Annotated in this window: 19 protein-coding genes, 1 tRNA gene and 1 riboswitch; of the genes, 19 read left to right on the top strand and 1 reads right to left on the bottom strand. The window is 46.8% G+C overall.

What is annotated here, in order from left to right; all coding sequences use genetic code 11:
• Positions 1-267 precede the first annotated feature (267 nt).
• The 18 genes from EUBC25_RS03950 to EUBC25_RS03865 all read left to right on the top strand — a co-directional run bounded on the left by EUBC25_RS03950 (position 268) and on the right by EUBC25_RS03865 (position 18,396).
• The gene (locus tag EUBC25_RS03950; RefSeq protein ID WP_230106918.1) at positions 268-969 is read left to right on the top strand and encodes a response regulator transcription factor; all 702 of its coding nucleotides are present in this window, start codon (positions 268-270) and stop codon (positions 967-969) included.
• A 95-nt stretch (positions 970-1,064) separates the two neighbouring features.
• On the top strand, positions 1,065-1,982 hold the full coding sequence (locus tag EUBC25_RS03945; protein ID WP_230106917.1) for an ABC transporter ATP-binding protein: 918 nt from the start codon (positions 1,065-1,067) through the stop codon (positions 1,980-1,982).
• Positions 1,975-2,841, top strand: coding sequence for an ABC transporter permease (locus EUBC25_RS03940; RefSeq protein WP_230106916.1), 867 nt, complete (start codon positions 1,975-1,977; stop codon positions 2,839-2,841). Before EUBC25_RS03945 ends, EUBC25_RS03940 begins: the two co-directional genes overlap by 8 nt.
• Before the next feature lie 50 nt (positions 2,842-2,891).
• On the top strand, positions 2,892-3,809 hold the full coding sequence (locus tag EUBC25_RS03935; RefSeq protein ID WP_230106915.1) for a sensor histidine kinase: 918 nt from the start codon (positions 2,892-2,894) through the stop codon (positions 3,807-3,809).
• Positions 3,810-3,867: 58 nt separating this feature from the next.
• A riboswitch (TPP riboswitch) is annotated at positions 3,868-3,973 on the top strand.
• Between the two features lie 258 nt (positions 3,974-4,231).
• Positions 4,232-4,429: a sulfur carrier protein ThiS gene (thiS, locus tag EUBC25_RS03930; RefSeq protein WP_230106914.1), complete on the top strand. Its 198-nt coding sequence runs from the start codon at positions 4,232-4,234 to the stop codon at positions 4,427-4,429.
• Positions 4,430-4,453: 24 nt separating this feature from the next.
• Complete coding sequence (gene thiF, locus EUBC25_RS03925; protein ID WP_230106913.1) at positions 4,454-5,080, top strand: sulfur carrier protein ThiS adenylyltransferase ThiF; 627 nt, start codon at positions 4,454-4,456, stop codon at positions 5,078-5,080.
• Positions 5,081-5,168: 88 nt separating this feature from the next.
• Positions 5,169-5,945, top strand: a complete 777-nt coding sequence (locus EUBC25_RS03920; RefSeq protein ID WP_230106912.1) for a thiazole synthase — start codon at positions 5,169-5,171, stop codon at positions 5,943-5,945.
• Between the two features lie 12 nt (positions 5,946-5,957).
• A complete protein-coding gene (thiH, locus tag EUBC25_RS03915; RefSeq protein WP_230106911.1) occupies positions 5,958-7,166 on the top strand; it encodes a 2-iminoacetate synthase ThiH in 1,209 nt (402 codons plus the stop codon).
• Between the two features lie 10 nt (positions 7,167-7,176).
• A complete protein-coding gene (locus tag EUBC25_RS03910) occupies positions 7,177-7,770 on the top strand; it encodes a thiamine phosphate synthase (protein ID WP_230106910.1) in 594 nt (197 codons plus the stop codon).
• Between the two features lie 125 nt (positions 7,771-7,895).
• A complete protein-coding gene (locus EUBC25_RS03905) occupies positions 7,896-8,171 on the top strand; it encodes an acylphosphatase (protein WP_230106909.1) in 276 nt (91 codons plus the stop codon).
• A 112-nt stretch (positions 8,172-8,283) separates the two neighbouring features.
• Positions 8,284-9,780: a glycerol kinase GlpK gene (glpK, locus tag EUBC25_RS03900; protein ID WP_230106908.1), complete on the top strand. Its 1,497-nt coding sequence runs from the start codon at positions 8,284-8,286 to the stop codon at positions 9,778-9,780.
• Between the two features lie 94 nt (positions 9,781-9,874).
• Positions 9,875-11,113: a 6-phosphofructokinase gene (locus EUBC25_RS03895; RefSeq protein WP_230106907.1), complete on the top strand. Its 1,239-nt coding sequence runs from the start codon at positions 9,875-9,877 to the stop codon at positions 11,111-11,113.
• A gap of 120 nt (positions 11,114-11,233) precedes the next feature.
• Entirely contained in the window at positions 11,234-12,265 is a 1,032-nt protein-coding gene (locus EUBC25_RS03890) for an ABC transporter substrate-binding protein (RefSeq protein ID WP_230107545.1), read from the top strand.
• Positions 12,240-13,019 (top strand): ABC transporter permease, encoded by a 780-nt coding sequence (locus tag EUBC25_RS03885; protein WP_230106906.1) that lies wholly within the window; start codon positions 12,240-12,242, stop codon positions 13,017-13,019. Before EUBC25_RS03890 ends, EUBC25_RS03885 begins: the two co-directional genes overlap by 26 nt.
• A gap of 29 nt (positions 13,020-13,048) precedes the next feature.
• Positions 13,049-13,636 (top strand): ATP-binding cassette domain-containing protein, encoded by a 588-nt coding sequence (locus EUBC25_RS03880; RefSeq protein ID WP_230106905.1) that lies wholly within the window; start codon positions 13,049-13,051, stop codon positions 13,634-13,636.
• A 17-nt stretch (positions 13,637-13,653) separates the two neighbouring features.
• Positions 13,654-15,039: an MATE family efflux transporter gene (locus EUBC25_RS03875; protein ID WP_230106904.1), complete on the top strand. Its 1,386-nt coding sequence runs from the start codon at positions 13,654-13,656 to the stop codon at positions 15,037-15,039.
• 79 nt (positions 15,040-15,118) lie between these two features.
• Positions 15,119-16,666 (top strand): tetratricopeptide repeat protein, encoded by a 1,548-nt coding sequence (locus EUBC25_RS03870; protein WP_230106903.1) that lies wholly within the window; start codon positions 15,119-15,121, stop codon positions 16,664-16,666.
• On the top strand, positions 16,651-18,396 hold the full coding sequence (locus EUBC25_RS03865) for a hypothetical protein (RefSeq protein WP_230106902.1): 1,746 nt from the start codon (positions 16,651-16,653) through the stop codon (positions 18,394-18,396). Before EUBC25_RS03870 ends, EUBC25_RS03865 begins: the two co-directional genes overlap by 16 nt.
• 48 nt (positions 18,397-18,444) lie before the next feature.
• Here EUBC25_RS03865 and EUBC25_RS03860 read toward each other — a convergent pair.
• A tRNA-Ala gene (locus tag EUBC25_RS03860) sits at positions 18,445-18,517 on the bottom strand.
• A gap of 173 nt (positions 18,518-18,690) precedes the next feature.
• Between EUBC25_RS03860 and arcC the strand changes: the two genes are divergently transcribed.
• On the top strand, positions 18,691-19,620 hold the full coding sequence (gene arcC, locus EUBC25_RS03855; protein WP_230106901.1) for a carbamate kinase: 930 nt from the start codon (positions 18,691-18,693) through the stop codon (positions 19,618-19,620).
• Positions 19,621-19,744 lie beyond the last annotated feature (124 nt).

The raw sequence follows: 19,744 nt of genomic DNA, 5'->3' as shown, positions 1-19,744 counted from the left end.
AATATAATTCAAGTCGTTCCCATCGCTGTATGCACGTTGACCTTGATTATCACAACTGTCCATATATTTTGCCTCCTTTACCGTAAAAGTTTGTTTATTATAGCATTTAAAAGCCTTAATGTAAAGTTTTTATAACGCATCTTCGGCCTATCCATATATGGCCAGTCAATGCGCCGGTTGACTTTCCTGGTGGGAAGTGGCACAATTGCTATCGTAATATTAACTCGGAGAGAAGACCTCAAAAGCAGAGGATTTTGAGGAGTGGACATGAAAGGAGAAGTCGCGGAAGTGGAGCGTATTCTTATCATAGATGACGATACAAATATTAACAATCTTCTGAAAGAAGCACTGGAAAAGGCAGGGTATGAGTGCAGCCAGGCATTTTCCGGAACAGAGGCCCGTCTTCTTATGAAAATGGAAGACTATGATCTGGTGCTACTGGATCTGATGCTGCCCGGTATTCCGGGGGAGAAGGTGCTTGAAGAGATCAGGGGGAAGGGAGACACTCCCGTGATTGTTCTCACCGCAAGGGATATGCTGGATGATAAGATCGATCTGCTTAAAAGCGGGGCGGATGATTACATTACAAAGCCTTTTGAAATCCGTGAAGTTCAGGCCCGCATAGAAGTGCAGCTTCGGAGAAAAGGACCAAAGGAAGGGGCGGATGAACGGAAGATCGTCTATAAAGACATGACCCTTGACAAGGATACCTTTACGGTGACAGCGGGAGGATGTGAGCTTCCCCGCCTTACCAGACAGGAGTTTGCTATTTTAGAGCTGCTTCTTTCTCATCCGAAGAAGGTGTACAGTAAGGAGGAAATTTTTGAATATGCATGGCAGGAGCCCTATGTGGGTGAGACAAAGACATTGGATGTCCATATCAGCAATATACGCAAAAAACTGAAAGGCGTGTCTGATACAGAGTACATTGAGACGATCTGGGGGATCGGATACCGCATTTGCCAGTAATCTTTACCTTTTCTTTAGTATTTATTTGCGAAGGATTAAAGGAAGAAGTTTAGACTGTAGCCTGTAAATAAAAAAGAAAAGGAGTGAAAGAGACGGTGAGTGAATTGTTACTTAGCACCAGCGCCCTGACAAAGCAGTTCGGAAGGCATAAGGCGGTCGATCAGGTGAGCATGCATATAAAACGAGGAGCTATTTACGGATTTATCGGAAGGAACGGAGCCGGAAAGACAACGACTCTTAGAATGATCGGCGGACTTGCTTCACCGACGGCAGGAGAGATCGAGATGTTCGGCTGCAGAGGAAGGGAGCTGAAACAGATCCGTTCCAGAGTGGGATGTCTGATCGAGGGTCCGGGACTTTATGGAAATATGACAGCCCGGGATAATATGAAAATGAAATGCCTTCTCCTGGGAGTACAGAAGAAGGGATATATTGAAGAGCTTCTTGAGGTTGTGGGACTGAAGGATGTAGGGAAAAAACATGTGAAGAGGTATTCGCTTGGTATGAAGCAGAGGCTTGGGATTGCTATGGCTCTCATCGGCGAGCCGGATCTTCTGGTGCTGGATGAGCCCATCAACGGTCTGGATCCCCAGGGGATTGCGGAGGTAAGAGAAACCATCCTGCGGCTGAACAAAGAGAGAAATATGACGATCCTCATATCCAGTCATATTTTGGAGGAATTGTCCAAGATCGCCACGGATTACGGGATCATTCATCAGGGAACCCTTCTGCAGGAGATCACAGATGAGGAGCTGCGGGAAAGATGCAGCGAGCGGCTGGAGATTACTCTCTCGTCACCGGAACTTGCCATTCCGGTACTGGACCGGCTGGGGATACGCCGGTACCAGGTGATGGACAAAGAGCATATATACGTGTTTGAGCGGCTGGATGAGAGCGCCCGGCTTAACATGGAATTTGCAAAAGCAGGCATTCCCGTGAAAGGACTTGCTGTGACAAATGAAGAGCTGGAAACCTATTTTCTCAATCTGACAGGAGGGAATGCACATGCTTAATATGATAAAAATGGAAGTATACCGGATGTTTCACACAAAGAGCGCTTATATCATCATGCTTGTGATGGTGTTTTGTGTGCTGTTTACCAATTATATGAGTTTTGATGAATACAATGCAGAGACAGAGGCCATGAAGACAGCGCCGGTAAATGCAGAGGTCAGCTACACAGATTCCCAAGGAGGGGAGAACGAGACGCCGAATCTTGGGCTGACGGTGACTCTTCCCACAACGCCTGGAGAAAGGGTAACAGTATATGATCTGTTTTTTGCTAACGTGCAGGGGAAATTTATTGCGCTTTTTATTGCGATCTTTACTGTTATTTTTTCCAATGCAGACTTAAACAGCGGATTTGTAAAGAATACAGCCGGTCAGGTAAGGAACCGGTTCGGGCTTGTGGCGGCCAAGACAGTGGCAGTCGTCCTCTATACCATACTGACTCTGGTTATTTTTACAATACTGGAAGTGATAAGTGCAAGAGTGCTTTTCGGATATCTGGAATGGGGAAATGTGGGAGAGTTCCTTTCTTACTTTGGCATTCAGGCAGTTCTCCACTGTGCATTTATGATCGTTCTGACAGCAGTCAGCGTGATCTTAAGAAGCAATGTGCTCAGTATGCTGCTGGGTGTATGTCTGTGCATGAATCTTACCATGATGCTTTACGGAATGGTGAACCTTCTGATCCAAAAGCTGGGATTTGAAAGTTTTGACTTTATGGCTCACACGGTAACCGGGAAGATCAGTATGATCCCTATGGAAATGAGCGGCGCGGATGTACGTTCGGCACTTATCATAGCAGCGGCCTTCACAGTGTGCGCCCTTGCTCTTGCAGGCACAGTATTTCAGAAAAGAGACGTTTAGGAGCTTGAAGGGTTTTTTAAGAGCATCCCGTCAGGCGGAAGGAGAAAAAGATGATCGTTATAATCGTTATTGTCCTGCTTATTATACTTATCATGATCCTGGCAGGTATGCTCTGGAAATATCAGCGGCAGATGAAAGACATCTGCCGCCAGATCGCGTTTTTAAGAGAACATGACAGCAACATGATGGTAACGACGCAGATCCGTTTCGGCGGGATAGAGGAGCTGGCGGAAAAGCTGAATGAGCTGCTCCTGGAAAGGCGGGAGAGGAAGAAGGAATCGGATAAAAAGGAGGAAGAGATTGCTGAAGTATATACCAGTCTGTCCCATGATATCCGTACTCCGCTGACTTCACTGGACGGTTATTTCCAGCTTTTGGAGGAGAGTAAAGACGAGGAAGAGAAGCAGAGATATCTTCAGGTCATACAGGAGAGGATCAGGAGCCTGAAAGATATGCTGGAAGAGCTTTTTACTTATACGAAGCTGCAAAGCGGAGGATACCAGATGGAGCTGGAGCGGTGCCGCCTGGGCCGCATATTAAAAGAAACGATTTTTTCCTATTATGAAGAGTGGATGGCATTGGGTATACAGCCGGAGATCTACATCACGGAAGAAGAGCTGGAAATGGAAGGAAATGTTCCGGCGCTGAAACGGGTGATCCAGAATCTGATAAAAAACGGTCTGGATCATGGGCGTAATAAAATCCGTATCCGCCTGGAACGCCGTCAGGAAAGTGCGGTCCTTTCTTTTGAAAATATGGTGGATGGAGCGGAAAAAATAGAGGTTGAACATGTTTTTGACCGCTTTTATAAAGCAGATGAGGCAAGGAGCCGCAGCTCTACCGGGCTCGGTCTTTCCATTGCAAAGGAACTGACAGAACGAATGGGAGGAACCATAGAGGCAGGAATCCAGGATGGATGGTTTATTGTAGAAATCCGTTTTCCGATCCAGGAGAGCAGGAGCTTCTGACTTTGCACATTTGCCAGGCTGGGTATTGACATTGGAGAAGGAAAGTTTTAATATAAAACATGTGAAAACGGGGAGCTTGTACACAGGCTGAGAGGAAGCGGAGAAGCTTCGACCCGAAACCTGATTTGGATAATGCCAACGTAGGGAAATACATTGTTTCAGTGCGGGAAAGGGCAAAGATCCATTTCCCGTTTTTTTATTTGATAGGAAATTAATATTGCCAGACATAGAGTGAGCCAGAGGTTCATGAAGGGGTGCACCACCGCGGGTGTATTCTTTCGTGAACCTTTTTTTATTTAGCAGGGAACTTCGTTCCCCATTAAATAAACGCTCCGCGGGATGCGCAGTCGCGCGAAGTGAAAATTTGTTCCTTGTATAGGAACAGTTTCTCCTCTATATCGAGGCAGGAAAGGAGAAGGAGAATGGTTCGGATAAATGGCAAAGAAGAGCTGCATTTGGAAGGGAAGACGCTCAAGGAATATCTGGAAGAGAAAGGATATCGTATGGAGCGCATTGCAGTAGAACGAAACGGAGAAATCATCCCCAAGACTTCCTATCAGGACATTATCCTGCAGGATGGAGATGTGCTGGAAGTCGTAAGTTTTGTGGGAGGAGGCTAAATTTACAGGAAAGGAATCCGCAGGATGATAACAAAGCAAGAAATAGAAAAGGCTCTGGAGGAAAGGCACAGCTCCGGGATACAGGAGAGTTTGAGAAAAGCCAGGGTGGCGGTCGCAGGGCTTGGAGGGCTTGGCTCTAATATTGCAGTCAGTCTTGCCCGGATCGGTGTAGGCCATCTGCATTTGATCGATTTTGACCGTGTGGATATTACCAACTTAAATCGGCAGCAGTATTTTATCAGCCAGATCGGAATGTACAAAACGGACGCCATAAGAGAAAATCTGCAGAGGATCAATCCATATCTTGATATCCGTACAGAATGTATCAAAATACAGGAGGACAATGTCCGGGAACTGTTTGCGGAAGACGATTATATCTGCGAAGCTTTTGATGTGCCGGAATATAAAGCGATGCTTGTCAATTCTGCGCTGGAATATTTTCCGGGGAAATATCTGGTGGCGGCAAGCGGCATGGCAGGATTTGGGGACAGCAATAAAATACGCACCAGAAGAATTACGGACCATTTTTATCTGTGCGGCGACGAGACATCCGCGGCAGAGGAGGTGCCGGGACTGATGGCGCCCCGGGTGGCGCTGTGTGCGGCTCATCAGGCAAATATGATCGTGAGGCTGATCCTGGAAAAATCATAAGGGAAAAGTATACCATATATGTTCTTGTACACCGACGCTAACGAAAGGAAATACAAAAAATAAGAATAACAGCAGGGAGGAAAGAAAGATGAATACAGAAAAAGATACATGGAAGTTGGGGGATCACGAATTTACATCCAGATTTATTTTAGGATCCGGAAAGTATTCTCTGGATCTGATACAGGCGGCTGTGGAAAACGCCGGAGCGCAGATCGTGACCATGGCTCTTCGGAGAGCAAATGAGGGCGGACTTGCCAATATTTTAGATTATATACCGGAAGGAATAACCATACTGCCAAATACTTCGGGGGCAAGGAACGCCGAGGAGGCAGTGAGGATTGCCAGGCTGGCCCGGGAAGTCTGCGGCAGTGAATTTGTGAAGATTGAGATCATGCGCGACAGCAAATATCTGCTGCCGGATAATTACGAGACAGTCCGGGCAACGAAAATTCTGGCAAAAGAAGGATTTGTGGTGATGCCTTATATGTATCCGGATCTCAATGCGGCCAGAGATATGGCGGATGCGGGAGCAGCCTGCATTATGCCTCTGGGAGCGCCTATCGGCTCCAATAAAGGGCTTTGCACAAAGGAATTTATCCAGATTCTTATTGATGAGATCGACCTGCCTGTTATCGTAGACGCAGGGATCGGAAGGCCGTCCCAGGCATGTGAGGCCATGGAGATGGGAGCAGCGGCTGTCATGGCAAATACGGCCATCGCATCTTCCGGCGATGTAAAGGCAATGGCGGGAGCTATGGGGCTTGCCGTGCAGGCAGGACGGGCCGCTTATCTTGCGGGAATGGGACAGACCATGGCAAGGGGCGGAAGCGCTTCTTCCCCGCTGACAGGATATTTGAGAGACTAGGAGGGGAAAGAGATGGAAAAGATCAACGAAAGCATTTTAAGTGACGAGATCAAAGAGCACCAAAAAGAACATCGGATCGATCATATGACTTATCTGCCGGATATGGAACAGATTCCGTCGGATATGCTGGAGCAGGTGCTGGCGGAAACGAAAGCCTATGACTATGATTCTTTTACAGAAAGTGACGTCAGAAACGCCCTCGCAAAGGAAAGAAGGACGCTTAAGGATTTTCAGGCGCTTCTTTCTCCGGCGGCCCTTCCCCTTCTGGAGGAGATGGCAAGGAAGGCCCAGGCAGAGACACAGAAATATTTCGGAAATTCTGTCAGTATGTTTACTCCGGTCTATATAGCAAACTACTGTGAAAATTACTGTATTTACTGCGGCTTTAACTGCCATAATCATATTCGCAGGGCACAGCTGAATGAAGAAGAGATCCGCCGGGAATTTGCGGCCATTGCAAAGACCGGACTTCAGGAGATCCTGATCCTTACCGGGGAGAGCCGGAAAAAATCTACAGTAGAATACATTGGAAAAGCAGTGGAAATGGCAAGAGAATATTTTAAAGTCATCGGGCTGGAAATCTATCCTGTGAATACGGATGAATACGCTTATCTGCACAAGTGCGGAGCGGACTATGTGACAGTTTTTCAGGAGACTTACAATCCGGATAAATATGAAACGCTTCATCTGGCCGGACATAAGCGAATTTTCCCATATCGGTTTTATGCTCAGGAAAGAGCGCTGATGGGAGGAATGCGAGGAGTGGGACTCTCAGCGCTGCTGGGGCTGGACGACTTCAGGAAGGACGCTTTTGCCACGGGAATGCACGCTTATCTTTTACAGAAAAAATATCCCCATGCAGAGATTGCGTTCTCATGTCCGAGACTTCGCCCGATCATCAACAATGACAGGATCAATCCTATGGATGTTCACGAAAGACAGCTCCTTCAGGTGATCTGCGCCTACAGGCTGTTTATGCCTTTTGCAGGGATTACCGTGTCCAGCCGGGAGTGCGCGAGAGTGAGGGATAATCTGATGCAGATCGCAGCCACTAAAATTTCTGCCGGGGTGAGTACCGGAATCGGAGAACACGGGGAGGAAGTCCAGGATAAAGGGGATGAGCAGTTCGAGATTTCCGACGACCGGTCTGTGGAGGAAATCTATGGAGCTTTGCGGGAACATCACCTGCAGCCCGTTATGGCGGACGCCATTTATGTGTAGGAGGCAGCCTATGTGCAGAAAGACAGAGAGGGAAAACTGGGAACATGTGATCGCAGTGACAAACCGGAAACTGACCGCGCGCCCCTACATGGAGCAGATAGAAAGAATCTGTCTGAAAAGACCGGAAGCGGTGCTCGTCCGGGAAAAAGATCTAAGCGAGGAGGAATACGGACGGCTGGCGTCAGAAGTTTATGCTATATGCAAAAGGTATGAGGTCCCCTGCATTTACCATACGTTTGTACAGGCAGCCAGGGAAGCAGGGGCGGCAGCAATCCATCTTCCGCTGCCTCTTCTAAGAAAACATGGCGGAAAGAAAGGACTGCCGGAATTTCCGGTCATTGGCGCATCCGTCCACTCTTTGGAGGAGGCAAAAGAAGCAGAACTGCTGGGCGTTTCCTATCTGACCGCAGGGCATATTTACCAGACGGACTGTAAAAAGGATTTAAAGCCCCGAGGGCTGGGATTTTTAAGAGAAGTATGCCAGTCTGTCAGCGTACCTGTCTATGCCATCGGAGGAATACACATGGGAAGCGGGCAGATGGAGGAAGTGATGCAGGCCGGCGCGGCAGGCGGGTGTGTTATGTCCGGGGCAATGCGGGTGTAAATCAAAGCGTCTTTGGACAGTGAGAATCTTTTAATAGTGTGGACCGCTTTTGGGCAGTGATACTTGCCAGACATACGAAAAAGAATTAAAATGAAGATCAGAAGACAATTCGGAGGGAAAACGGTATGGCAGAGGTGCGTAAAAGGATTCATTTTCAGGGATTAGTACAGGGTGTGGGCTTCCGATATAAGGCGAAATATCTGGCAAAATCCATGGGACTTACCGGCTGGGTAAGAAATGAGATGGATGGGACCGTTACTCTGGAAATACAGGGGCGTCCCCAGCTGGTAGATAAGCTTTTATACGGACTAAGCCATGACAGCTTTATCCGGATCGACTGGATGGATACAAAGGATCTTCCCCTGGAAGAAGATGAGAAAAGTTTCCGGGTACGGATGTAGGAAATATGCAAAAAAACCCACCGTAAAACGCAGTTTGACCCACCGTTTCATGCAATCTGACACGTAACACTTTTTAACTTTACTACGTGTCGAATAGAAGAAGGGAGAAGCTATGGCGAAGTATGTAATGGCACTGGATGCGGGCACAACGAGCAACCGCTGTATTTTATTTGACAAAGAGGGCAGGATCTGCAGCATGGCCCAAAAGGAGTTTACCCAGTATTTTCCGAAGCCCGGCTGGGTGGAACATGACGCGGACGAGATCTGGTCCAGCCAGCTTGGAGTGGCAGTGGAAGCCATGAGCAAGATCGGAGCGGAGGCCTCGGACATTGCAGTGATCGGAATTACGAACCAGCGGGAAACAGTGATCGTATGGGACAAGATAACAGGAGAACCCATATGCCGGGCCATTGTCTGGCAGTGCAGACGGACAGCAAAGTTCTGCGATAAGCTGATCGCGGACGGCTGGGAGGAAAAGATCCGGCAGAAAACAGGATTGAAGATTGATGCTTATTTTTCCGCCACCAAGATCAAATGGATCCTGGATCATGTGGAAGGAGCCAGGGAAAAAGCGGAAAAAGGCCGGCTTTTATTCGGTACAGTAGAGACGTGGCTTATCTGGAAGCTGACAAAGGGGAAGATCCATGTCACCGATTATTCCAATGCGTCCAGAACCATGCTTTTTAATATCAACACCCTGCAGTGGGATGAAGAGATTTTGGCTCTTCTGGATATTCCGGCATCCATGCTGCCTAAGGTGAAACCGTCAAGCTATATTTACGGGGAGACGGATCCTTCTTATTTCGGAGGACGTATCCTCATTGGAGGTGCAGCCGGAGACCAGCAGTCGGCTCTGTTCGGACAGACCTGTTTTCAGCCGGGAGAGGCCAAAAACACATATGGGACGGGCGGGTTCCTTTTAATGAATACAGGAGAAAGCCCGGTATTTTCCGACAACGGACTTTTGACAACCATTGCCTGGGGGCTGGATGGAAGAATAAACTATGCCCTGGAAGGCTCGATCTTTGTGGCGGGCGCAGCAATCCAGTGGCTGCGGGATGAGATGAGGCTCATTGATTCAGCTGAGGATTCGGAGTATATGGCCGGAAAAGTGGAGGACACAAACGGATGTTATGTTGTGCCGGCCTTTACAGGACTGGGGGCGCCTCACTGGGATCCGTACGCAAGGGGAACCATTGTGGGAATTACAAGAGGCGTCAATAAATACCACATTATCCGTGCAACTTTGGAATCCCTTGCCTATCAGGTCAATGATGTGCTGAAAGCCATGGAGGCAGATTCCGGCATTACCTTAAGCGCTCTGAAAGTAGACGGCGGAGCCAGTGCAAATAACTTCCTTATGCAGGTGCAGGCAGACTTAAGCGGGGCGCCGGTAAACAGGCCGAAATGCGTAGAGACAACAGCGATGGGAGCAGCCTACCTGGCAGGGCTGGCAGCAGGCTTTTGGAGCAGTCAGGAGGAAATCCGGGAAAAATGGGCGTCAGACCGGGTATTTACTCCTCAGATTTCTGCAGAGCAAAGAGAAGAAAAACTGAAAGGCTGGAAAAGAGCAGTGCGGTATTCTTATGGCTGGGCAAAAGAGGATTGATTGTTAAAATACACAAATATAAATTGTTTTTGTGGACAAATATGTTGAAATATACTAAAATAGGTTTATTGAGGTATAGGACGGAGGTAAAAATATGAGACGAAATGTAATCGTAGGACAATCAGGAGGACCTACAGCGGCAATCAATTCCAGTCTTGCAGGAGTATATCGTACAGCGAAAGACAGAGGAGCCAACAAAGTGTACGGCATGCTCCACGGTGTACAGGGACTCCTTCAGGAGAGATATCTGGATCTTTCCGAATATATTACGACAGAACTTGACGCAGAGCTTTTAAAGAGGACACCGGCAGCGTTCCTTGGATCCTGCAGATATAAACTGCCGGAGATCCATGAAGACAGAGCGGTATATGAAAAAATCTTTGGAATATTGGATAAGCTGGATATCGAAGCCTTTATTTATATCGGAGGAAACGACTCCATGGATACGATCAAAAAGCTGTCCGATTATGCTATTGTGACAGGACATCCGACCCGTTTCATCGGCTGCCCGAAAACAATTGACAATGACCTTGCCCTGACAGACCATACGCCGGGTTACGGAAGTGCGGCAAAATATATTGGCACTTCTGTAAAAGAAATCATCCGGGACAGTTTCTGTCTGGAATACAGTAAAGGGCTGGTAAGTATTGTGGAAATTATGGGAAGAAATGCAGGCTGGCTGACTGGAGCGGCGGCGCTTTCCAAAGGAGAGGACTGCGAGGGACCGGATCTGATCTATCTGCCGGAGCTTCCTTTTGACCTGCAGGCATTCAGCGCAAAGGTAAAAGAGCTGCTTTCCCAGAAACCGTCTGTTGTAGTTGCAGTTTCAGAAGGAATCCGCACCGAAGACGGAACTTATGTATGTGAGCTTGGAAACAGTGTTGACTTTGTAGATGCGTTCGGTCATAAGCAGCTGTCCGGAACAGCGTCCTATCTTGCCAACTTTATTGCCGGTGAGATCGGATGTAAGACAAGGGCAATTGAACTTAGCACGCTTCAGCGTTCTGCTTCCCACGCAGCGTCCAGAGTGGATATCCTGGAAGCATATCAGGTGGGTGGTGCTGCAGTAAAGGCTGCAGATGAAGGAGATTCAGGAAAAATGGTAGTGCTCCAGAGACTGTCTGATGATCCATACCAGTGCGGAACAGAAGTAAAGGATGTTCATAAGATTGCCAACGATGAAAAACTCGTTCCAAGAGAATGGGTAAATGCAGAGGGAACAGGCGTGACAGATGAGTTTGTCGCTTATGTTCGTCCGCTGATCCAGGGTGATGTATCACCGGTTATGGTAGACGGAATCCCAAGACATTTGTTCCGGCCATATAATCTGTAAAATAGAAAGACCAATGAGAGTTCCGCTTGCGGAACTCTTTTTGTCCCTTTACAAATATTCGGAAAAAGGGATATAATAGCGTCGATACGATGAGGGAGAAGGAGGAGACGGATCATGAAAATGAAAAAAGCAGCAGCGGCCTTTCTGGCATTGACAATGACGGCCAGTATGCTGGCAGGCTGTGGAAATAATACAGAGAACACACAGACAACAGAGGAAACGAAGCAGGAGACGGAAGCCGAACCGGTAGATGTCAATGTTACGGCTCTGAAAGGTCCCACTGCCATGGGAATGGTAAGGATGATGGACGAGTCTGACAAAGGAGAGATTGATACAGAAAACTATCATTTTAATATTGCCGCATCCATTGATGAGGTGACTCCTGCAATTTCACAGGGGAAAACCGATATTGCCGCAGTCCCGGCGAATGTAGCCTCTGTGCTTTATAACAAAACGGAAGGCGATGTAAAGGTGCTTGCGATCAATACGCTGGGCGTTCTTTATATTGTAGAAAATGGAGATTCGATTCAATCTGCGGCAGATCTGAAAGGAAAGACGATCTATGCCAGCGGAAAGGGAGCCACTCCCGAATATGCGCTGAATTATATTCTGGAACAAAATGGAATTGATCCTGCGGCAGATGTGACGATTGAGTGGAAAAGCGAACATTCCGAATGTGTGGCAGCTCTTGCCCAGGATGCAGCAGGGATCGCAATGCTTCCACAGCCCTTTGTCACGACAGCTATGGCCAAGAATCCGAATCTGAAGGTGGCATTAGATCTGACAGAAGAGTGGGATAAACTTCAGGGAGAAGAAGAGGAGCAAAGTGCACTTCTTACCGGAGTCGTTGTGGTGCGCAGCGAGTTTGCCAAGGAGCATCCGGAAGCTGTTGCTGATTTTATGGAGCGTTATGAGACTTCCGTAGAGTATGTAAATGAAAATACAAAGGAAGCAGCACAGCTTGTAGGACAGTATGAGATTGTAACTGCTGATGTGGCCGAAAAAGCGCTTCCTGAATGTAATATCACTTATATAGACGGAGATGAAATGAAGGAGAAACTCTCCGGATATCTGTCCGTTTTACTGGAACAGAATCCGGAGTCTGTAGGAGGAAAACTGCCGAACGATGACTTCTACTACACAGAAGAATAAGAATAAAGGAAAAATAAAAATATGGGCAGTAGCCGTATGGCTTGTAATCTGGCAGGCCGTGAGTATGTGGATCGGACAGGAGATACTTCTGGTGTCTCCTGTCACTGTTCTGTCTGCCCTTGTAAAACTGGCGGCAAAAAGTGAATTTTGGCTGTCCATTGCATCCTTGTTGCTTCGGATCATGGGCGGATTTCTGCTGGCGGTTGTGACAGGGACCGGTCTGGCAGCCCTTGCAGCAGTGTCACGGAGAGTCCGGGAATTTCTGGAACCGTTTATTGTGACAGTGAAATCTATCCCGGTGGCCTCCTTTGTAATTCTTGTGCTGATCTGGGTATCTTCGCGCAATCTTTCTGTTGTCATTTCCTTTTTAATGGTATTTCCTATTATTTATACCAATGTTCTGGACGGGATCAGCCATATGGATGTTCAGCTGAAAGAAATGGCAGATGTATTTCAGATTCCTGCCATGCAAAGAGTGCGGTGGATCTATCTTTCACAGATCATGCCCTTTTTCCGGACAGGGTGCTCTCTGGGGCTGGGACTATGCTGGAAGGCAGGAGTGGCGGCGGAAGTGATCGGTATTCCCCAAAACTCCATCGGAGAGAATCTGTATAACGCAAAAATCTATCTGGATACAGCGGAACTCTTTGCATGGACTATAGTGATCATCTGTATCAGTGTGTTCTTTGAAAAGGGGTTTTTAAAACTGATTGATGTCCTTGTGAAATATTTGAACAGTATGGATAAAAGGTAATCCGTATGCAGAAGGAGAAAACAAAGCAGATGAAAGAAACAGCAGTAAAAGTGACAGGGCTTGGAAAACGTTATGGAAGCAATCAGGTGCTGAAGGAATTTTCCATGGAAGCAGAGCGGGGAAAAATAACCTGCATTATGGGAAGATCAGGCTGCGGAAAAACAACCCTCCTTAGGATCATGATGGGATTAGAGACAGCAGACGAGGGAGAATGCCGGGGGATGGGAGGTTTAAGAAAAAGCGCTGTCTTTCAGGAGGACAGGCTGTGTGAAAATTTAAGTGTGCTGGCAAATATCCGCCTTGCCTGTCCGGAAAAGACGAGAGAAGAAATCCTGCGGGAAATGAGGGCAGTAGATCTAACCGGAAGTGAAGATCAGATGGTCAGCCAGCTGTCGGGAGGAATGAAACGAAGGGTGGCAATCCTGCGTGCCCTTCTTGCGCCCTATGACATCCTGTTTCTGGATGAGCCTTTTAGGGGACTGGATAAGGAGACAGAGCAGAAAGTAATAGAATATACAAAAGAGAAATGTACAGGACGAACGGTGATCTTTGTGACTCATAAAGAGGAGGAAGCCCGGAGGATCGGAGCTGTACAGATTATAAAAATGAAAGAATAAAGATAAGGAATGAGACAATGACAAAACAAGAGAACCCATTGGGATACGAAAAAATATCAAAACTTCTAAGAGGATTTGCGATTCCAAGCATTATCGCCATGGTAGTGAGTTCGCTTTACAATATCGTGGATCAGATCTTTATCGGGCAGGGAGTCGGATATCTCGGAAACGCGGCAACAAATGTTTCCTACCCTCTTACGACCATCTGTCTTGCCATTGCCCTTTTGATCGGTATTGGAAGCGCTTCGCGGTTTTCCCTTCATCTGGGAGCCGGAGAGAAGGAAGACGCAGCTCGGGTGGTAGGGAACGGAATCAGTATGATGGTTGTTTTTGGCATCATATATGCTATAGTAATTGAGATTTTTCTGGATCCTCTCCTGACTGTTTTTGGAGCCACCGCGGAGATTATGCCCTATGCGAAAGAATATACGCGGATTATCGCACTTGGTATGCCTTTTTTGATCGTGACGAATGGCATGAGCAATTTGGCAAGGGCTGACGGAAGTCCTAAATATTCCATGACGTGTATGCTGATCGGTGCGGTTATCAATACGATCCTTGATCCGATCTTTATTTTTGTTTTTCATCTGGGAGTTGCAGGGGCAGCCTGGGCGACGATCATCGGCCAGTTCTGTTCATTTATTGCAGCAGTTTTGTATATCCGGAAATTCAAAAGTGTGGAAATCAAAGGAAAAGACATACGGTTGATTCCGAAGGAGTGTGGAAAAACAGCATCTCTTGGAATGAGCAACAGTTTAAATCAGCTGGCTATTACTTTTGTTCAGATTGTGCTGAATAATTCTCTGACCTTCTATGGGGCAGATTCGGCTTACGGCATGGAAATTCCTTTGGCTGCCTGTGGGATTGTAATGAAGACAAACGCGATCCTTCTTGCTTTTGTGATCGGAATCTCTCAGGGGTCGCAGCCCATTATCGGTTTCAATTATGGGGCGAAACAGTACGACAGGGTGCGGCAGACATACAAGCTGGCGATCGGAGCCAATCTGACCATATCAGCAGTTGGATTTATCCTGTTTCAATTCTTCCCCTATCAGATCATTTCTCTTTTTGGAACGGGAGATCAATTGTATTTTGAATTTGCAGTGCGGTTTATGAGGATTTTCCTTTTTATGGTAATTGCAAATGGAGTCCAGGTTATTTCATCTAATTTCTTTTCAGCCATTGGGAAACCGGTAAAAGGTCTTGTACTGTCTATGACAAGGCAGGTCATTTTTCTGATTCCTTTCATTCTGATCCTTCCGCTGTTTATGGGGCTTGACGGAATCCTGTATGCCGGACCGGCAGCAGATACCATTGCTTTTATTACAACTGTTATACTGATCCGGCGGGAAATGCAACAGATGAAAAAACTTCAGCAGCAGAATCTTGAAACGGATCATTAGAAAAATGAAAAAAATGCTTGCATCCGAACAACAAATAAGTTAACATATAATAAAAATTATGTAAATAGGAGGTGAACGGATGCAGGAACAGACAGAATATGAAGTGTGGAAGCTTGTGGAAAATCAGGGGCGGTGCTACGCCAGTACGGACTGCGTTGGGGGAGTGACCCTTGCAGCGTATTTGAAACACCACCCTGTTGTGCCACAGGAGCTTCTTCTTCGCTGGATGAAAGAGATTCCGAGAGAATTGGAGAAATTCCATCGATGCCGGGGGAATCCCTGTTTTCAGTATGTGAACCCTTTCAGCATTATTATCGGTTCCGAAGGAATGGTACATCTTCTTAATCTGGAAAGCGGAAAGCAAAAAGAGCTTTTGAAAAAGATGAGAAGGCGGGAAGTGCGGGAAAGTTTCCAGAGAGAAGATAACAAGCATTACCAAAGAATCAGTATGTCAGACGATATTTATAGTCTGGGAAGAACTTATCAGTATGTTTTTGCGGCAGCAGATACCGCGCCTCCCATACGCAGGAGGGACAGGCGGAGACTTCAAAGGATCATTGCCGTATGTTTAAGTCAGGATCCCGGTCGGGAGACTGAAAGAAAATTCAAAAAACAGTATCATAATTTTCAAGAAATATCAGATCAATTTTCCAAAATACAAAGTGAGAATAAAAGAATATCAAAGAAAAAGCTGCTCTTTCCAATATTGGCAGCAGTGTTGCTGATCCTTTTTTTCGGCGCGGGGAGAAGTGTATTGGACGGCAAAGGCAGAATGAAAAAACAGCTGGAAAGAGAAGCGCAAAATCAGACAGAGAATCGGGAAAGTGAGAAACCGAGGCAGGCAGAAGATACTTTAGACAGACAGGAGGAGACAAAACTTAGATTTGACCTGGGATTTCTGTATTTTCTCGATCTGGAAGACTATGAAAAAAGCAGAGAAATTTTTGCCGGGGCAGCAAAGACGGAACCTCTCGGCGCATGCTATGAAAAACTTTCCGCCTATCTGGCTTCCGGGGAGGAAATGGAAGAAAAAGAGCTGGCAGATCTCCTGGGACAGATAGAAGAGCAGATACCGGACAGGGAAGACTTTCGTTATTATTACAGTCTGCTTAGGGGATACAGGCATCTGACAGCAGAAAGTGCCAAAAGGCGGGTGATAGAGATCGGAACACATTGTCTGGAACTGGAAGGATGGAAGGAGAAAGACGAAGAAGGCCGGAAACAGAAAGAGATTTTAAGAGAGCTGGCAGCGGCGTATGAACAGACAGAGGAAATCGCGAATGCTGCCGGAGTATATGAAGAGCTTCTGGATATGGAGGAAAGTTCAGAGCAAAGGGAACAGATCTATGAAAAGCTGGTGCTTCTATATGAAAAGAACAACGATCAGGAAAAAGCGTGGGAGGTCTGCAGTCAGGGCATAGAAGAGTTAAAGGATTCCGGGACGCTTCGGATACAGTTTATCCGTATGCAGTGTCAGAACAGCGGCACGGATCGGCAGATATGTGCGCAGACCATACAGAAATATCTGAAGGAGGTTCCCGGAATTGCTTCAGACGAAGAATTTAAGAAGCTGAAGGCAATCTATGATATAAAAGTGGAAGGAGAGAATGTATGGGTAGGAAGATAGCAGGGCAGCTTCTGGTACTTATTCTGCTTTTGGCGGTTTTGTACCGGCAGCAGGACATTTTTGCCCAGGATCCGGACAGCCGGGATGTCCGGGAGATTGGGGAGGAGCAGGAGAATGGGGAAGAGGAAGAAGGGGAGGAAGCCGAGCCGGATCCCCTTGTCCTCTACCGGGTAGAGTATGAGAAGCCGGAAGGAGAGACTTTGTATTATACGGCGCCTCCAACTGTAAAGATCACACATCCGGGGAAAAGAGGGGAGACAGTATTTTCTCTCCAGTCCGGAGACAGAAAAAAGGAAGGACGTCTGAAGGAAGGGGGAAGCGTTGCGGTGATCTCTCCGGAGGAATTTCAGGAAGGGACCAGTATTCTGGAAATATGGATGGAAGATGAAGGGAAAAAGATCCGGCATCAGCAAATTGAATTTAAAGTTGATACAACAGCACCAATAATGGCGGTGCAGCTTCCGGATACAGCCTGGCATCAGTACGAAGCCTGTGCGAAGGTGACAGCAGAAGACGGAGCCTTGGGAAGTGGGGTAAAAAACATTGTGTGCTATGTAAATGGACAGAAAACAGAAAATATTGATGGAGTAAATGCGGCAGAAGAGAAGGCGGAATTTCGGATCCGAGAGCATTCCAGCGGCGGCAAGGCAGTTGCTATCCGCATAGTGGCCTGGGATTATGCCGGAAATGCCGCAAGCTGGGAGGGCAGGGCCTTTATTGACCGTACTTTCCCTATTGCTGAAATAAAGGGCGTGGCAGATTATACGGTTACGGGGAAGGATACAGAAGTTGTTTTTACGGTTTCTGATGATAATCTGTTAAAGACAGCAGATGTGCGTATTGTGAGAAGCGATCCGGAAGGAAAAGAAACATTAAGCAAAAACAAAGGCTGGTCTGAAGAGAAAGGAAAGAAGGTTTATCGTCAGAAGCTGACAGAGGAAGGAAAATATCAGCTGGAACTTCAGGCAGAGGATATGGCGGGATTTGCAGCCGGGGCAAAGGCACAGATTGTCATTGACAAAAAGGCACCTGTAATCTCAAAAGTCAGTGAAATGGATGGAAGGTATCTTAAAGAATTTTGTTGGAATTATCCAGAGACAGAATATATACAGGACTTTACCAGTTGCTCCTGCACTATGACGGTAGATGGCAGATTTTATTTTCCGGGACAGTCTCTGACAAAAGAAGGCAGGCATCAGATGAAGGTAGAAGCCGTAGATCAGGCAGGTAACCGGTCGGAAGCGAGGGCTGATTTTACCATCGATCACACAGCTCCGGATATTTTGATCCGGGGAATCACAGACGGGAAATCGTATGAGACAGAAGCCAATGCCGATATTCGTATCCGAGGAGAGAAAGACTGGCTTACGGCAGTTAAGGTAAATGGAAAGAGAGAAGTGCTGGCGGAAAAGAGCCGGAGCCATTCTGTGAATGTGAGAGGTGCCGGTATTTACGAGATCGAAGTCCAGGCGGAAGATGAAGCGAAGAATCAGGCAGTGGAGACAGTGATGATCGAAATTGTGCCGGAAGAGACGGCGGTTCAAAAACTTTTAGGACCGGTTCAAAAGGCACTCGGACTGGAGAGGGAAGTATTTGAAAAGGATGAACAAAAGAAAGAAAAAGACAGCAGCAATGCAGCAGATCCGGTGACTTTTTTCCTTGCGCTGCCGGCAGCGGCAGGCATTGGAATCGGAGTAAGACATTTGCTAAGGAAAAAGAAGAAACTGTGAGAGTTGCGGTATGTGGAATATCAGCAAATAATAAAAGGCATCAAAAAATGGAGTATACGGGACTTGAACCCGTGACCTTCACACTGCCAGTGTGACGCGCTCCCAACTGCGCTAATACCCCATAAGAAAAGTATAGCATGACTGTGAGAAAAATCAAGGCTGAATGATTATGAAAATCTTACGGGAAAAAGGAATAGAAGTTGCAATTTTACATGAAAAATAATATAATTCTCTTATATTTCAACAGTTATTCCAACAGTGAAAAATACGTGGAAATTCAAAGGAGACACATATATGAAGAAACGAGTTGTAGTTGCCCTGGGACATCGGGCGCTGGGAACCACATTGCCAGAACAAAAAGAGGCGGTAAAGCATACTGCCAAAGCAATTGCCGGACTGGTGGAGGAAGGATATCAGGTTGCGATCACGCACAGCAATGCCCCGCAGGTGGGGATGATCCATACTGCAATGAACGAATTTGGAAAGGTGCATCAGGATTATACTCCGGCTCCAATGTCTGTCTGCTCAGCCATGAGCCAGGGGTATATTGGGTACGACTTACAAAATGCCATCCGGGAAGAGTTGTTGAACCGGGGGATTTATCGCACAGTCAGCACAATCCTTACACAGGTGATTGTTGATCCCTATGATGAAGCGTTCTATACTCCTACAAAAGTACTGGGGCGTTATATGACGAAAGAAGAAGCGGAAGAGGAGAAAAAGAAAGGAAACTATGTGGTGGAAGAGCCGGGCAAAGGTTTCCGCCGAGTCGTTTCAGCACCCAACCCGGTAAAGATCGTAGAGATTGATGCAATAAAAACATTAATTGATGCCGGACAGTTGGTCATTGCATGCGGCGGCGGCGGAATCCCTGTAATGCAGCTGGATCATCGTCTGAAAGGAGCAAGTGCCGTCATTGAAAAAGACCTGGCAGCAGGCAAGCTGGCAGAAGAGATTGACGCGGATGAGCTGATCATTCTCACAAGTGTAGAGAAAGTAAGAATTAATCTTGATACGCCAAATGAGTCGGAGATCGGATGCATTTCCGTGGCAGAAGCAAAACAATATATGGCAGAAGGGCATTTTGGTAAACATAATATGCTGCCGAAATTCCGGGCTTCTGTGGAATTTATTGAAAAGCGGGAAGGAAGGATCGCCCTGATTACTTCTCTGGAAAAACTGAAAGACGGACTGCGGGGAAGAACAGGAACGATCATAAAATAAGAGCACCTGGTTTGAGAAAATAAAAAACAAAAGAAAACACCCTGTCAGAATGCGGAAATTGCAGATGGCAGAGTGTTTTTTTATTAACAGAATACATTTTTCTATTGACAAATTTCTCGGGGGG

It is taken from the genome of Claveliimonas bilis (genome assembly GCF_020892095.1).
GTDB classification, from domain to species: domain Bacteria; phylum Bacillota; class Clostridia; order Lachnospirales; family Lachnospiraceae; genus Claveliimonas; species Claveliimonas bilis.
The sequence above is the reverse complement of the archived record's forward strand: the minus strand, read 5'-3'. Positions and strand labels throughout refer to the sequence as shown.

Excerpts from the sequence above, each read along its gene's own strand:
- EUBC25_RS03870 (WP_230106903.1), top strand. The coding sequence starts at position 15,119 with ATGCAGGAACAGACAGAATATGAAGTGTGGAAGCTTGTGGAAAATCAG.
- EUBC25_RS03940 (WP_230106916.1), top strand. The coding sequence starts at position 1,975 with ATGCTTAATATGATAAAAATGGAAGTATACCGGATGTTTCACACAAAG.
- EUBC25_RS03895 (WP_230106907.1), top strand. The coding sequence starts at position 9,875 with ATGAGACGAAATGTAATCGTAGGACAATCAGGAGGACCTACAGCGGCA.
- EUBC25_RS03910 (WP_230106910.1), top strand. The coding sequence starts at position 7,177 with ATGTGCAGAAAGACAGAGAGGGAAAACTGGGAACATGTGATCGCAGTG.
- EUBC25_RS03950 (WP_230106918.1), top strand. The coding sequence starts at position 268 with ATGAAAGGAGAAGTCGCGGAAGTGGAGCGTATTCTTATCATAGATGAC.
- thiF (WP_230106913.1), top strand. The coding sequence starts at position 4,454 with ATGATAACAAAGCAAGAAATAGAAAAGGCTCTGGAGGAAAGGCACAGC.
- EUBC25_RS03935 (WP_230106915.1), top strand. The coding sequence starts at position 2,892 with ATGATCGTTATAATCGTTATTGTCCTGCTTATTATACTTATCATGATC.
- EUBC25_RS03880 (WP_230106905.1), top strand. The coding sequence starts at position 13,049 with ATGAAAGAAACAGCAGTAAAAGTGACAGGGCTTGGAAAACGTTATGGA.
- EUBC25_RS03865 (WP_230106902.1), top strand. The coding sequence starts at position 16,651 with ATGGGTAGGAAGATAGCAGGGCAGCTTCTGGTACTTATTCTGCTTTTG.
- EUBC25_RS03885 (WP_230106906.1), top strand. The coding sequence starts at position 12,240 with ATGACTTCTACTACACAGAAGAATAAGAATAAAGGAAAAATAAAAATA.
- EUBC25_RS03890 (WP_230107545.1), top strand. The coding sequence starts at position 11,234 with ATGAAAAAAGCAGCAGCGGCCTTTCTGGCATTGACAATGACGGCCAGT.
- EUBC25_RS03875 (WP_230106904.1), top strand. The coding sequence starts at position 13,654 with ATGACAAAACAAGAGAACCCATTGGGATACGAAAAAATATCAAAACTT.
- EUBC25_RS03905 (WP_230106909.1), top strand. The coding sequence starts at position 7,896 with ATGGCAGAGGTGCGTAAAAGGATTCATTTTCAGGGATTAGTACAGGGT.
- thiH (WP_230106911.1), top strand. The coding sequence starts at position 5,958 with ATGGAAAAGATCAACGAAAGCATTTTAAGTGACGAGATCAAAGAGCAC.
- EUBC25_RS03920 (WP_230106912.1), top strand. The coding sequence starts at position 5,169 with ATGAATACAGAAAAAGATACATGGAAGTTGGGGGATCACGAATTTACA.
- glpK (WP_230106908.1), top strand. The coding sequence starts at position 8,284 with ATGGCGAAGTATGTAATGGCACTGGATGCGGGCACAACGAGCAACCGC.
- arcC (WP_230106901.1), top strand. The coding sequence starts at position 18,691 with ATGAAGAAACGAGTTGTAGTTGCCCTGGGACATCGGGCGCTGGGAACC.
- thiS (WP_230106914.1), top strand. The coding sequence starts at position 4,232 with ATGGTTCGGATAAATGGCAAAGAAGAGCTGCATTTGGAAGGGAAGACG.